This window comes from Streptomyces sp. NPDC054840 (assembly GCF_053611065.1).
On the sequence record NZ_JBSGZP010000184.1, the window covers coordinates 1 to 11,468 of the forward strand.

An 11,468-nucleotide genomic window follows, 5' to 3' on the forward strand; every position below is an offset into this window, starting at 1 on the left:
CCGCGAGCCCGGCCCGGTCGGCGCTACTTCGACGGCACGGCCTGGGCGAGGGCTCCCAGGGGGTCGTCGAGCACCGGCTGCCACGCCAGCTCCGCCGCGCCGACCAGGCTGTTGTGGTCCAGGGTGCACGGCAGGATCGGCACCCCGCCGCTGCGCCCCCACAGGCTGCGGTCCGCCACCACCGCGCGCAGCCGCTCCGGATCGGCGTGCAGCAGCTCCCGGTGCAGTCCGCCCAGGATGATCCGGTCCGGGTTGAGGATGTTCACCAGGCCCGCGAGGCCGAGGCCGAGCCGGTCGATCAGCTCCTCCGTGGCCGCCCGTACCGCCGGTTCCGCGGGCTCGTCGCGCAGCAGGTCGCGGGCCTGCTGGAGCAGCGACACCTCGGGGCCGGGACTGCGGCCCGCCGCGGTGAGGAAGGCCAGCGGGTCCGCCTCCACGTCCAGGCAGCCGCGGCTGCCGCAGTGGCAGGCCCGGCCCTCGGGGTTCACGGTGAGGTGGCCGACCTCCAGGGCCAGGCCCGAACTCCCGCTGTGCAGGCGGCCGTCCAGCACGAGCGCCCCGCCGACCCCCCGGTGCCCGGTGGCCACGCACAGCAGGTGCTGGGCGCTGCGCCCCGCGCCGTGCCGGTGCTCGGCCAGGGCCGCGAGGTTGACGTCGTTGCCGGTCAGGGCCGGGCCGTCGATCCCGGCCGCCTTCACGCGCTCCGCGAAGATGGCCCGTACCGGAGAGCCGGCCGGCCAGGCCAGGTGCAGCGGGTTCAGCGCCGTACCGTCCGGTTCGGCGACCGCCGAGGGGACCGCGAGTCCCGCGCCGACGCAACGGCGGCCGCTCCGCGCGAGCAGGTCCGCACCCGCCTCCACGACCGCGCCGAGCACCTGCGCCGGATCGGCGGAGACGGTGACCTTGCCGGGGGCGGTGGCCACGATGCGGCCACCGAGTCCGACCAGGGCGGCGCGGAAGCCGTCCGAGTGCACCTGGGCGGCCAGCGCCACCGGGCCGTCCTCGGCCACCGAGAGCCGGTGCGAGGGGCGGCCCTGGGCCCCGCCGGTCCCCCCGGCGCCGCCCGGGCGGGAATCGACCCGGATCAACCCGAGAGCCTCCAGCTCGGCGGCGACCGCTCCGGCGGTGGCGCGGGTCACCCCGAGCTCGGCCGTCAGCACGGCGCGGGTCGGGGCACGGCCGGTGTGGACGAGCTCCAGCGCCGGTCCGAGAGCGCCGCGACCCCGTTCCAGCCTGGTCCGCGCCGCCGTACCGGACGCGGACGGCGTGGTCACATCCCCCACCCTCGGCGGGGCCCCGTTGCCGTTCATGGCATCGATCCTCGCATGATCGGAGGGCGCCGGGTGCCGCCGCTCAGCCCAGCCCGCCGACCCGGAGTGTGATGTTCAGCCGCCCCGTCAGCCCGAGCTCCCGCGGGCCCGTTCCCGGCAGGACCTTCGGTACCCCGTGATAGGCCAGTCGGCTCGCCTCCCCGAAGACGAAGAGGTCCCCGCTGCGCAGCTCGACGTCCTGGTAGGGGCGCCCGCGCGAGACGGTGTTCCCGAAGCGGAAGACGCAGGTGTCGCCGAGGCTGAGCGAGACCACGGGTGCGGTGGACCGCTCCTCGGCGTCGCGGTGCATGCCCATCCGGGAGTCGCCGTCGTAGAAGTTGATCAGCGCGATGTCGTAGGCCGCCCCGGGTCCGGACCCGGGGGGATCCCCGTAGGCGGCGGTCACCGCCTCCCGCCCCAGTTCGGCGAGCCACGGCGGCATCGGCTTGACCGGCGCCCCGTCGCCGTCGACGGCGGTGCGGGCGTATCCGTACGGGTACCAGTGCAGTCCGAGGCACACCTGGCGGGCGGTCATCACCCCACCGCCCGGGGTGCGCACGGTGCGCAGGCCGGCGGGCGGCCGGGCCCAGGCGCGGCAGGCCGCCAGCAACTCGCCCTGGCGCTCCGCCCCGAGCCAGTCGGGCACGTGCACCGCGCCGGGGGCGATCACGGTCCGCTCGCGCGGGAAGAGTTCCCCGTTCATGCTCTCCATTGTCGCGGGCGGGCTGATAAGACTCACGGTATGGAGATCCCCGAATATCTGAAGACCCTCACGCGCGAGGGCGAGCTGCTCGCCGAGGTGGCCGAAGCCGCAGGTACGGAATCCGCGGTCCCCACCTGTCCGGGGTGGCGCGTCACCGACCTGCTGCGGCACACCGGCTCGGTGCACCGCTGGGCCACCGGGTACGTCGCGGAGCGGCGGCTGGAGCCGGTGGGCTTCCCGAACGCGCCGGAACTGGTCGGCGCCGAGCTGCTGGCCTGGTTCCGGGAGGGCCACGCGGACCTGGTGCGGACTCTGACCGAGGCGCCGGCCGATGTGCAGTGCTGGACCTTCCTGCCGACGGCCCCGCCCTCGCCCGTGGCGTTCTGGGCCCGCCGCCAGGCGCATGAGACCGCCGTGCACCGGATGGACGCGGAGGCCGCGCTCGGTGTGCTGTTCTCCGAGGTCGAGCCGGAGTTCGCGGAGGACGGGGTGGACGAGCTGCTGACCGGCTTCCATGCCCGGCCGCGCAGCCGGGTGCGGACGGCGGAGCCCAAGGTGGTGCGGGTGCGGGCCGCCGATACCAGCGCGGTGTGGACCGTACACCTGTCGGCGGAGCCGGCCCGTACGGTGCGGGGCGACACGGGCGAGGCGGCCGACTGCGAACTGACCGGCGAGGCGGCCTGGCTGTACGGAGCGCTGTGGAACCGGACGCCGCTGGCGGGTCCGGGGGTGAGCGGCGACCTGGCGCTGGCCCGGCTGTGGACGGATACGGCCGGAATCTGACCGACGGACGGCCGGGCGCGGCGGCGAGGGGGTCTTGTGACGGGCAGTGCGCACTGTGACACTCCACGCATGGAGCGACGTACGCAGGCGGACCGGGACGCGATCACCATCGAGATCGGCTACGCCTTCGTCAGTGCCTGCTTCGCGGCCGTCCTCGCCTTCGGTGCGGTGTACGGACCCGCGCTCGCGTTCTCCCTCTCCCCGTCGACGCGCCGGACCCTGGCCGTGGCGGGCGTGATCCTGGCGTCGGCGGTGTTCCTGCTCCGCGTCACCCATGTGCTGCTCGGATTCGCCCGCCGACCGGAGAACGACGGGGACTGACCGTGGGCACGCCGACGAACGGCCGCCAGGGGCTGCTCGTCGACGATCAAAAAAACGGGGGTATGCCGGTTCGGTTCGGTTCCGTTCGGTTCGGTTCGGTTCGGTTCGGTTCGGTTCGGTTCGGCAGTGTGCGCGCATCCGCTCGCCGTCGACGGCATGTTCCCGGGTTCGCCTGGGCCGGCCGCGCCTGGTCGCATCACAGGGTGGCGGTTGTCCCGCTGTCGCGCCCGCTGAGAAACAAAGGTCCATGCCGCGGTCCGGCCCACGGGGTGTCTCGCGGTCTCAGCCGAGGGTGGCCGCGTACATGGTCTGGGTGCGGTACTTCCATGTCGGGCCCGCGTTCCAGGGATTGGGCATGACCGTGCTGGTCGCGTACGCGTAGCCCGCGCCCCGGTCGAAGGCCGTGCGTAAGGTGACACGCATCGCACCGGGGTCGGGGACGTCGTGGACCAGGTGCCAGAACGCCGTGCCGCTCGGGTCGAGTTCGGCGCCGGAACGGTAGCCGGAGAGCTGGTCGAAGACGTTGCCGCCGAGCCAGCCGGCGCCGGTGTACGCGGCGTACGTGTCCTCGAATGTGACGAAGATGTCCGCGGTGCGGTGGCCCGGCTCCAGGTAGCAGTCGGCTATGGCGGTGCCGGGGTTGTTGACGACGAGGTCGGGGGCGGCCGGGTCGGCGGCGTCCATGGCGTCCTGGACGTGGCGGCGCAGTTCGGCGTAGTAGTCGCGGGTGGCGTTGGCGGGGCCGCAGTCGCGGCTGACGACGTCGAAGAAGATGCCGTCGACGTGGAGGCGGCCGTCGGGGGTCTTGAGGTAGTTGTCGACGGAGGCCTTGGCCGCGGCGATGTCGCGGTTGCCGTGGTCGGTGTGGACGTAGCCGAGCACCCGCGTCTTCTCGCCGGTGGCCGTGGTGCGGGCGCGCAGCGCGTCGGCGCGGGCCCGCCAGGGACCGTCGAACGGAGAGTCCCCGTTGCCCGGGTTCAGGACGACCACCGAGGGGGCCGGCGCGGTGGCGGTGAGGTCGGTCAGCATGGGGTCGTTCGCCCAGACGTACGCGGGGACGCCGATCTCCAGGCCGCGCACGCCCGGCGTCCGGGGCGTCGGCGGCGGGTCGGGCGCCGGGGCGGCCGGCAGGGGCGCGTCACGTGCCGCACCGATGATGGCGGGCGCCGACGCGGCCAGCAAGGCGGTGACCAGGGCGGCGTACAAGGCCTTCACGGCGCGAGGCATGAACGTTTCCTCCGGCGGACGGCAGGGGGCGACCCGAGGAACACTAGACGGGCGGCCCATCGTTCAAGGCCGAACCGCCCGCATTCGTATGAGGAACAGAGGAGCGACCCGTCCCCTCATCATGTGAACCTTCGGAATCTTCGCAACGGTCCGCGCCATCGGCCTCCCGTCATACGGCCGGCAGTCCGACCCTGTGCGCCAACTGGTCGGCGGCGTGCGCGAAGAAGGCGGCGCGGTCCTCGACGACCCGGTTGAACTGCCCGAACAGCTCGCAGGACACCAGCCCGACCACCTGGGCCCAGGCGGCGACGAGGGCGGCGGTGACCTCCGGGGGCAGGCCCTCGGCGAAGTCGGCGGTCATGCGGTCGGCCTCGGGGCGCAGGGTGGGCGGCAGTGGCGGGAGGGCGAGTCCGGGGCCCTCGTACGCGGCGCGGAGGATGCCGATGAAGGTGTTGCCGACGCGGGAGGCCGGGCCCACGGTGTCGATGGGGGCGCTGTAGCCGGGGACCGGGGAGCCGTAGATGAGGGCGTATTCGTGCGGGTGCTCCAGCGCCCAGGAGCGGACGGCCTCGCAGACCGCGATCCAGCGGGCGCGGGGCGGGGCCCCTGCGGCGCGGGCGTCGGCGGTCTCGGCGGACGCGCCGACGCTGTCGTACGCGTCGATGATGAGAGCGGTGAGCAGGTCGTCCCGACTGGGGAAGTACCGGTAGAGGGCGGAGGAGACCATGCCCAGCTCGCGGGCGACGGCGCGCAGGGAGAGTTTGGCGGCGCCCTCGGCCGCGAGCATGCGACGCGCCTCGTCCTTGATGGCGGCGGTGACCTCGATGCGGGCCCGTTCCCTGGCCCCTCGCACGGTGTTCATGCGGGTCAGTCTGCCACGCGAACGGAGCACTGCCCAAGAAACGGATTGCCGCTCCATTTTGAGAGCACTGCTCTTGTTTTGATACATCGATCCGTGCACACTGCTCTCAAGCGAGAGCAGTGCTCTCGATGGAGGAAGCGGCCTCGGAGGTCATGATGAACGCGCCCACTCCGCCCACCCCGTACTACGCCCGGGCCACCCCCTTCGCGACCCGCTTGAACTCGCTCTTCGGCAAGCTGGCCCGCTTCGGCATCAGCCTGGCGGGCACCGCCGAGCTGTCGGTACGCGGCCGCACGTCCGGCGAGATGCGGCGGATCCCGGTCAACCCCCACACCTACGAGGGCGCCCAGTACCTGGTCTCGGCCCGCGGCCACTCCCAGTGGGTCCGCAACATGCGTGTGGCGGGCGGCGGCGAGCTGCGCGTCGGGCGCAAGGTACGCGCGTTCACCGTCACCGAGATCACGGACCCGGTGCAGAAGGCCGGCATCCTGCGCGCCTACCTGGAGAAGTGGGGCTGGGAGGTCAACCGGTTCTTCCAGGGGGTCACCGCCAAGTCCTCCGACGCCGAACTCCGGGCGGCCGCGGGCGACCACCCGGTCTTCCGGATCACGGTGTCCGGCTGAACCCGCGAACGGCGGCCGTCCGGCTGAGTGACCCGCCCGGACGGCACCCCTCGGGCCGGACCAGCACCGCCAGCCGTCCCTACGGCCGAACCCGCACCGCCCACCGCCCCCGCGCACCCGGCCGGACCCGCACCGCCCGCCGGACCCGCACCGCCGGCCGGGCCGTCGCCGTCTCCGCCCACCACGGCTGCCTAGCCCTGGCTGTCGCCGCTTCGGGCCGCCGCCGCCTGCCGGGCGTCCATCAGGTGCAGCGCCTTGCGGGCCAGCGGGTAGGTACCCACCAGCTCGGCCAGCGTCGTGGAACCCCGGGTGATCCGGGCGAACGCCCGCCACGCCGGACCCAAGCCGGTGATCGCCGCGTGCAGCAGCCGCGGCCGGACCTCGAAGAGGTTCAGCATCCGCTTGCCGACACCCATCTCCACGCCCAGCCCGGCCTTCACCGCGAAGGTGTAGTTGAGGGCCTGGCGGCGCGCGTCCACGGCGTCCTGCGCCTCGGAGATCTTCACCGCCCACTCCCCCGCCAGCCGCCCGGAGCGCAGCGCGAAGGAGATGCCCTCCCGGGTCCACGGCTCCAGCAGTCCGGCCGCGTCGCCCGCCACCAGCACCCGGCCGCGCGAGAGCGGTGAATCGGGCTTGCGGCAGCGGGTCAGGTGCCCGGAGGAGACGGCCGGTTCGAAGCCGGCGAGTCCGAGCCGGGCGATGAAGTCGTCCAGGTAGCGCTTGGTCGCGGCACCCTCGCCCTTGGCCGAGATGACTCCCACGGTCAGGGTGTCGCCCTTGGGGAAGACCCAGCCGTAACTGCCCGGGAGCGGGCCCCAGTCGATCAGCACCCGCCCCTTCCAGTCTTCCGCGACCGTCTCGGGAACGGGGATCTCCGCCTCCAGGCCCAGGTCCACCTGGTCCATCTCCACCCCGACGTGCGCGCCGATCCGGCTCGCGCTGCCGTCCGCGCCGACCACGGCGCGGGCCAGCACGGTCTCTCCGTCGGCGAGCACCACGGCAACGGTGCGCCGGTCGGGGACGGCCGCCCCGTGCTGTTCGACGCGGGCGACGGCGGTACCCGTACGGATGGTGGCGCCGGCCTTCTCGGCCTCGGCGACCAGGCCGGCGTCGAACTCCGGGCGGTTGATGAGCCCGAACAGCATGTGCTTCGAGCGCCGGGTGCGGGTCAGCTTCCCGTCCATCGAGAAGGTGACCGCGTGGATGCGGTCCTTGAGGGGCAGCACGAAACCCGGGGGCAGGGCGTCGCGCGAGGGGCCGATGATGCCGCCACCGCAGGTCTTGTAGCGGGGCAGCTCGGCCTTCTCCAGCAGCAGGACCCGCCGCCCCGCCGTCGCCGCCGCGTGCGCGGCGGAGGACCCGGCAGGTCCCGCCCCGACCACGACCACGTCCCAGACCTCGCCGCTCTCCCCGGCCGCCTCGTCGCCCGCCTCCTGGGCGTCCTGCCCCGCGCCCACGCCTGCGCCTGCGCCTGTGCCTGTGTCCACGCCTGCGCCTGCGCCTGCGTCCGCACTCGCGCCCGCCTCTGCGCCTGCGCCTGAGTCCTTGCCCGCGCCCGCGTCTGCGTCGCGTACGTCGTCGTCGCTGCTCACGATGTGTTGCTGCTCCTGATCACCCGGTTGCTCCGATGCCGGGGGAATCCTACGGCGAGAGACCGCCCCGTCCCGCTGTGCGAGGATCGAGACTGTCTTTCGCTCGCCCGGCATACGCATACCCCGCGGATGCGGGCTGCGTACACGGAGAACAACGTCGCACCCAAAAGGAGCGTGCCCATGTCCCAGAATCCGATCGCCGAGACCATCGCCTCGCTGATGCCCCGCGCCAAGCGGGAGCTGACCGAGCTGGTGGCCTTCCAGTCGGTGGCGGACTGGGCGCAGTTCCCCAAGAGCGAGAGCGAGGCCGCCGCGAACTGGGTGGCCGACGCCCTGCGCGTCGAGGGCTTCCTGGACGTGGCGCTGCTCGACACCCCCGACGGCACTCAGTCCGTATACGGCTTCCTGCCCGGTCCCGAGGGCGCGCCGACCGTGCTGCTCTACGCGCACTACGACGTCCAGCCGCCGCTCGACGACGCGGCCTGGACCTCCCCCGCCTTCGAGCTGACCGAGCGCGACGGCCGCTGGTACGGGCGCGGCTCGGCCGACTGCAAGGGCGGGTTCATCATGCACCTGCTGGCGCTGCGCGCGCTGAAGGCCAACGGCGGTGTGCCCGTGAACGTGAAGGTGATCGTCGAGGGCTCGGAGGAGCAGGGCACCGGCGGCCTCCAGCAGTACGCCGAGGCGCACCCGGAGCTGCTGACCGCCGACACCATCGTCATCGGCGACGCGGGTAACTTCCGCCTCGGCCTGCCGACCGTGACGGCCACCCTGCGCGGCATGTGCCTGGTCAAGGTGAAGATCGACACGCTGGGCGGCAATCTGCACTCGGGCATGTTCGGCGGTGCCGCCCCCGACGCGCTGGCCGCGCTGATCCGCGTACTCGACTCGCTGCGCGCGGCGGACGGTTCGACGACCGTGGACGGACTGGCTTCGGACGAGGTGTGGGAGGGCTTGCAGTACCCGGAGGCGGACTTCCGCGCCGACGCGAAGGTCCTGGACGGTGTCGAGCTCATCGGCGCGGGCACGATCGCGGACCGGCTGTGGGCCCGCCCGGCCGTCACGGTGCTCGGCATCGACTGCCCGCCGGTGGTCGGCGCGACGCCGTCGGTGCACGCGAGCGCCGGCGCGCTGATCAGCCTGCGGGTGCCGCCGGGTGTGGACACCGCCGCGGCCGTCGAGCTGCTGCAGGCCCACCTGGAGGCGCACACCCCGTGGCAGGCACGCCTCGAACTGGAGGTCGTCGGCCAGGGCCAGCCGTTCCAGGCGGACACCGACAGCCCGGCGTACGCGTCGATGCGCGCGGCCCTGGAGGCCGCCTACCCCGGCCAGGAGATGCAGATCAGCGGCATGGGCGGGTCGATTCCCCTGTGCAACACGCTGACGTCCCTGTACCCGAAGGCGGAGATGCTGCTGATCGGGCTGAGCGAGCCGGAGGCGCAGATCCACGCGATCGACGAGAGCGTGTCGCCGCAGGAGCTGGAGCGTCTGTCGGTGGCGGAGGCCCTCTTCCTCGTCCACTACGCGGAGTCCAAGCGCGCCTGACCCGACCCCGGACGGGGCGCGTACACCTGGGCTCAGACCGCCCTCGACGAAGCCACCTGCTCATCGAGGGGCCCGCCGGGAGCGGACGGACCGAGCTGCTGCGCTCGGTGGCCGCGTCGCTGTCCGCGGCCGCCCGGCCCGACCGGCTCGGGCTGCTCCTCCTCGCGGGGCCGGCGGCGAGCGCGACGACGGGCTGGGGTGCGCAGGTCCTCGCGCACCGCCTGGACGCGCCCGTGACCCGGGGAGAGCGGCCCGTCCCGGAACCGGTGCTGCTCGACCGGGAGATCCCGCTGTACGCGCACGCCCGGGCCGTCGTCCGCTGTCCACGGGTGACCGCGTCGCCGCCGTCGGCCCGTCGCTGCTGGGCGTCTTCAACGCGGACCGAGGCCGGGCGGGAGAGCCCTTCCGGCGCCTGGCCGCGGCGGGAACGCCGGTCCGAGGGACGCCGGCCCGAGGAGCTCGGGCGCGAGGAGTACGCGTCCGAGGAGCACGCGTGCGAGGGGCGGCCGATGGCTCAGCCGACCGGCGTGCCCGCCTCCAGGTACACGGGCCGGCCGCGTTCGCGGGCGCGCAGGGCCCAGCGCAGGCGTTCGTACCGGTGCTGCGGGAGCAGACCGGCGGCTTCGGCCTCCGTGACGAAGCGCCAGGCGCGCAGTTCCGGGCCGGGCAGCCGGAGCCCGGCCGTCGCCTCCGCCGAGAGCCGACCGCCGTCGAAGAGCAGGCGCAGCCCGCCGTAGCCGGGCGGCTGGGGCGGTTCCCAGTCGACCACCAGCAGCCCGGGCGGCCGCTCCAGTACGACGCCCAGTTCCTCGGCGACCTCGCGTACGCCCGCGCGCGCGGGTGCCTCGCCCGCTTCGACGACCCCGCCGGGGAACTCCCAGCCCGCCTTGTACGTCGGATCGACCAGCAGCACCCGGTCCTGCTCGTCGAAGAGCAGTACCCCGGCCGCCACCGTCTCCCGGGTGGGCTCCGGGGTCTGCACGATGTCGCAGACCTTCGCCGTGCCGGAGCGGACGGCCTCGGCGATGCGCTCCGCGGTCTCCCGCGGGGTCAGCACGCCGTTGTCTATGACGTGTGCGTCCCCGGTCAGCCAGCCGATGGCCTGCTGGTAGACCGGGATGTGGTCGTACGCCCACCGGCGGACCCGCAGGTCGGCCTCCGCGGGCTCCCCATGTTCCCGCCGTGTCGCGATCCGTTCCCGCAGGATCGTTTCCGCAGGAGCCAGCAACACATGCCGTACCGGGATCCGCCGAGCCGCCAGCCCGCCGAAGATCTCGTCCCGGTACTCCTGGCGAAGCAGCGTCATCGGTACGACGAGCACCCCGCCCAGTTCGGCGAGCATCGCCGCGGCGGTGTCCACCACCAACCGCCGCCAGCTCGGCAGGTCCTGATAATCGGTCACCTCCGCCAGCCGCTTGGCCGGCAGCAGCACGCGCAGCGCGTCGCCGATGAACTCCGGGTCGAACAGGGTGCTGTCCGGCAGGATTCCGGTCAGTTCGCGGGCCGTGCTGGTCTTTCCGGCACTGAAAGTGCCGTTGATCCAGACAATCACGTCTACCCCTTTCCCCATGGCTCGTCCGGAGCCCCCAGTGGCTTGCCCGCATCAGCCTGCCACGAAAACCTCACGACCGGCCCAGTGCTTATCCTCAAGGTCACAGCCCTGCTCGTGAGCCCCGGAGGATTCGCCACCGTGCCCCACAACCGCCGCCCGTCCGAGCCCCGATACGGCAACCGGCCGACCATGAAGGACGTGGCGTCCCAGGCGGGCGTCGGCCTGAAGACGGTGTCGCGCGTGGTCAACGGTGAGCCGGGGGTGACTCCCGAGACCGAGAGACGGGTCCAGGAGGCGATCGAGGCCCTCGGCTTCCGCCGCAACGACAGTGCCCGCGTGCTGCGCAAGGGCCGTACGGCCACCGTGGGCCTGGTCCTGGAGGATCTCGCCGATCCCTTCTACGGTCCACTGAACCGGGCGGTGGAGGAGGTGGCCCGGGCGCACGGGGCACTGCTCATCAACGGCTCCAGCGCCGAGGACCCGGACCGGGAGCGGGAGTTGGCGCTCGCGCTGTGCGCCCGCCGGGTGGACGGGCTGATCGTGATCCCGGCCGGGGACGACCACCGCTATCTGGAGCCGGAGATGCGGGCCGGTGTGTCCACCGTGTTCGTGGACCGCCCGGCCGGGCGGATCGACGCGGACGTGGTGCTGTCGGACAACTTCGGCGGCGCCCGGGGCGGGGTGGCCCACCTGATCGCGGGCGGCCACCGCCGGATCGGCTTCGTCGGCGACCAGCCCCGCATCCACACGGTGGCGGAGCGCCTGCGCGGCTACCGCGCGGCGATGGGGGACGCGGGCCTGCCGGTGGCGGAATCCTGGGTCTCGCTCGGGTCCACGGCCCCGGAACGGGTCGCGGCGGCGGCCGGGGCGATGCTCACGGGCCGGGAGCCGGTGACCGCCGTCTTCGCCGGCAACAACCGGGTGACGGTGACCGTGGTACGGGTTCTGGC

At 73.4% G+C, this 11,468-nt stretch carries 11 protein-coding genes; 5 read left to right on the plus strand and 6 right to left on the minus strand.

The window, feature by feature from the left end:
- Nucleotides 1–23 precede the first annotated feature (23 nt).
- A complete protein-coding gene (locus tag ACWGIU_RS15730) occupies nt 24–1,310 on the minus strand; it encodes an ROK family protein (protein WP_453706118.1) in 1,287 nt (428 codons plus the stop codon).
- Between the two features lie 43 nt (nt 1,311–1,353).
- Nucleotides 1,354–2,013: an alpha-ketoglutarate-dependent dioxygenase AlkB family protein gene (locus ACWGIU_RS15735; RefSeq protein WP_453706120.1), complete on the minus strand. Its 660-nt coding sequence runs from the start codon at nt 2,011–2,013 to the stop codon at nt 1,354–1,356.
- Nucleotides 2,014–2,052: 39 nt separating this feature from the next.
- Between ACWGIU_RS15735 and ACWGIU_RS15740 the strand changes: the two genes are divergently transcribed.
- Both ACWGIU_RS15740 and ACWGIU_RS15745 read left to right on the plus strand, forming a co-directional pair.
- Entirely contained in the window at nt 2,053–2,796 is a 744-nt protein-coding gene (locus tag ACWGIU_RS15740; protein WP_453706122.1) for a maleylpyruvate isomerase family mycothiol-dependent enzyme, read from the plus strand.
- A 69-nt stretch (nt 2,797–2,865) separates the two neighbouring features.
- Nucleotides 2,866–3,117: a DUF6332 family protein gene (locus ACWGIU_RS15745; RefSeq protein ID WP_453706124.1), complete on the plus strand. Its 252-nt coding sequence runs from the start codon at nt 2,866–2,868 to the stop codon at nt 3,115–3,117.
- Between the two features lie 282 nt (nt 3,118–3,399).
- Here the strand turns inward: ACWGIU_RS15745 and ACWGIU_RS15750 are convergent, their stop codons facing one another.
- Together ACWGIU_RS15750 and ACWGIU_RS15755 are read right to left on the minus strand one after the other, a co-directional pair.
- Entirely contained in the window at nt 3,400–4,344 is a 945-nt protein-coding gene (locus ACWGIU_RS15750; protein WP_453706126.1) for a spherulation-specific family 4 protein, read from the minus strand.
- 169 nt (nt 4,345–4,513) lie between these two features.
- Nucleotides 4,514–5,206 (minus strand): TetR/AcrR family transcriptional regulator, encoded by a 693-nt coding sequence (locus ACWGIU_RS15755; protein WP_453706128.1) that lies wholly within the window; start codon nt 5,204–5,206, stop codon nt 4,514–4,516.
- 128 nt (nt 5,207–5,334) lie between these two features.
- Here ACWGIU_RS15755 and ACWGIU_RS15760 point away from each other — a divergent pair, with 128 nt between their 5' ends.
- Nucleotides 5,335–5,829 (plus strand): nitroreductase/quinone reductase family protein, encoded by a 495-nt coding sequence (locus ACWGIU_RS15760; RefSeq protein ID WP_453706130.1) that lies wholly within the window; start codon nt 5,335–5,337, stop codon nt 5,827–5,829.
- Nucleotides 5,830–6,020: 191 nt separating this feature from the next.
- On the opposite strand, the gene ACWGIU_RS15765 is transcribed toward ACWGIU_RS15760, so the two are convergent.
- The gene (locus ACWGIU_RS15765) at nt 6,021–7,286 is read right to left on the minus strand and encodes a geranylgeranyl reductase family protein (protein ID WP_453706136.1); all 1,266 of its coding nucleotides are present in this window, start codon (nt 7,284–7,286) and stop codon (nt 6,021–6,023) included.
- A 315-nt stretch (nt 7,287–7,601) separates the two neighbouring features.
- Here ACWGIU_RS15765 and ACWGIU_RS15770 point away from each other — a divergent pair, with 315 nt between their 5' ends.
- Nucleotides 7,602–8,966 (plus strand): M20/M25/M40 family metallo-hydrolase, encoded by a 1,365-nt coding sequence (locus tag ACWGIU_RS15770; protein WP_453706132.1) that lies wholly within the window; start codon nt 7,602–7,604, stop codon nt 8,964–8,966.
- Nucleotides 8,967–9,480: 514 nt separating this feature from the next.
- Here ACWGIU_RS15770 and ACWGIU_RS15775 read toward each other — a convergent pair.
- Nucleotides 9,481–10,518, minus strand: coding sequence for an NUDIX domain-containing protein (locus ACWGIU_RS15775; RefSeq protein ID WP_453706134.1), 1,038 nt, complete (start codon nt 10,516–10,518; stop codon nt 9,481–9,483).
- Nucleotides 10,519–10,707: 189 nt separating this feature from the next.
- Between ACWGIU_RS15775 and ACWGIU_RS15780 the strand changes: the two genes are divergently transcribed.
- On the plus strand, nt 10,708–11,468 hold a 761-nt coding region (locus ACWGIU_RS15780), incomplete at its 3' end, for a LacI family DNA-binding transcriptional regulator (protein WP_453706138.1).

Excerpts from the sequence above, each read along its gene's own strand:
- ACWGIU_RS15730 (WP_453706118.1), bottom strand. The coding sequence starts at position 1,310 with ATGAACGGCAACGGGGCCCCGCCGAGGGTGGGGGATGTGACCACGCCG.
- ACWGIU_RS15735 (WP_453706120.1), bottom strand. The coding sequence starts at position 2,013 with ATGAACGGGGAACTCTTCCCGCGCGAGCGGACCGTGATCGCCCCCGGC.
- ACWGIU_RS15740 (WP_453706122.1), top strand. The coding sequence starts at position 2,053 with ATGGAGATCCCCGAATATCTGAAGACCCTCACGCGCGAGGGCGAGCTG.
- ACWGIU_RS15745 (WP_453706124.1), top strand. The coding sequence starts at position 2,866 with ATGGAGCGACGTACGCAGGCGGACCGGGACGCGATCACCATCGAGATC.
- ACWGIU_RS15750 (WP_453706126.1), bottom strand. The coding sequence starts at position 4,344 with ATGCCTCGCGCCGTGAAGGCCTTGTACGCCGCCCTGGTCACCGCCTTG.
- ACWGIU_RS15755 (WP_453706128.1), bottom strand. The coding sequence starts at position 5,206 with ATGAACACCGTGCGAGGGGCCAGGGAACGGGCCCGCATCGAGGTCACC.
- ACWGIU_RS15760 (WP_453706130.1), top strand. The coding sequence starts at position 5,335 with ATGGAGGAAGCGGCCTCGGAGGTCATGATGAACGCGCCCACTCCGCCC.
- ACWGIU_RS15770 (WP_453706132.1), top strand. The coding sequence starts at position 7,602 with ATGTCCCAGAATCCGATCGCCGAGACCATCGCCTCGCTGATGCCCCGC.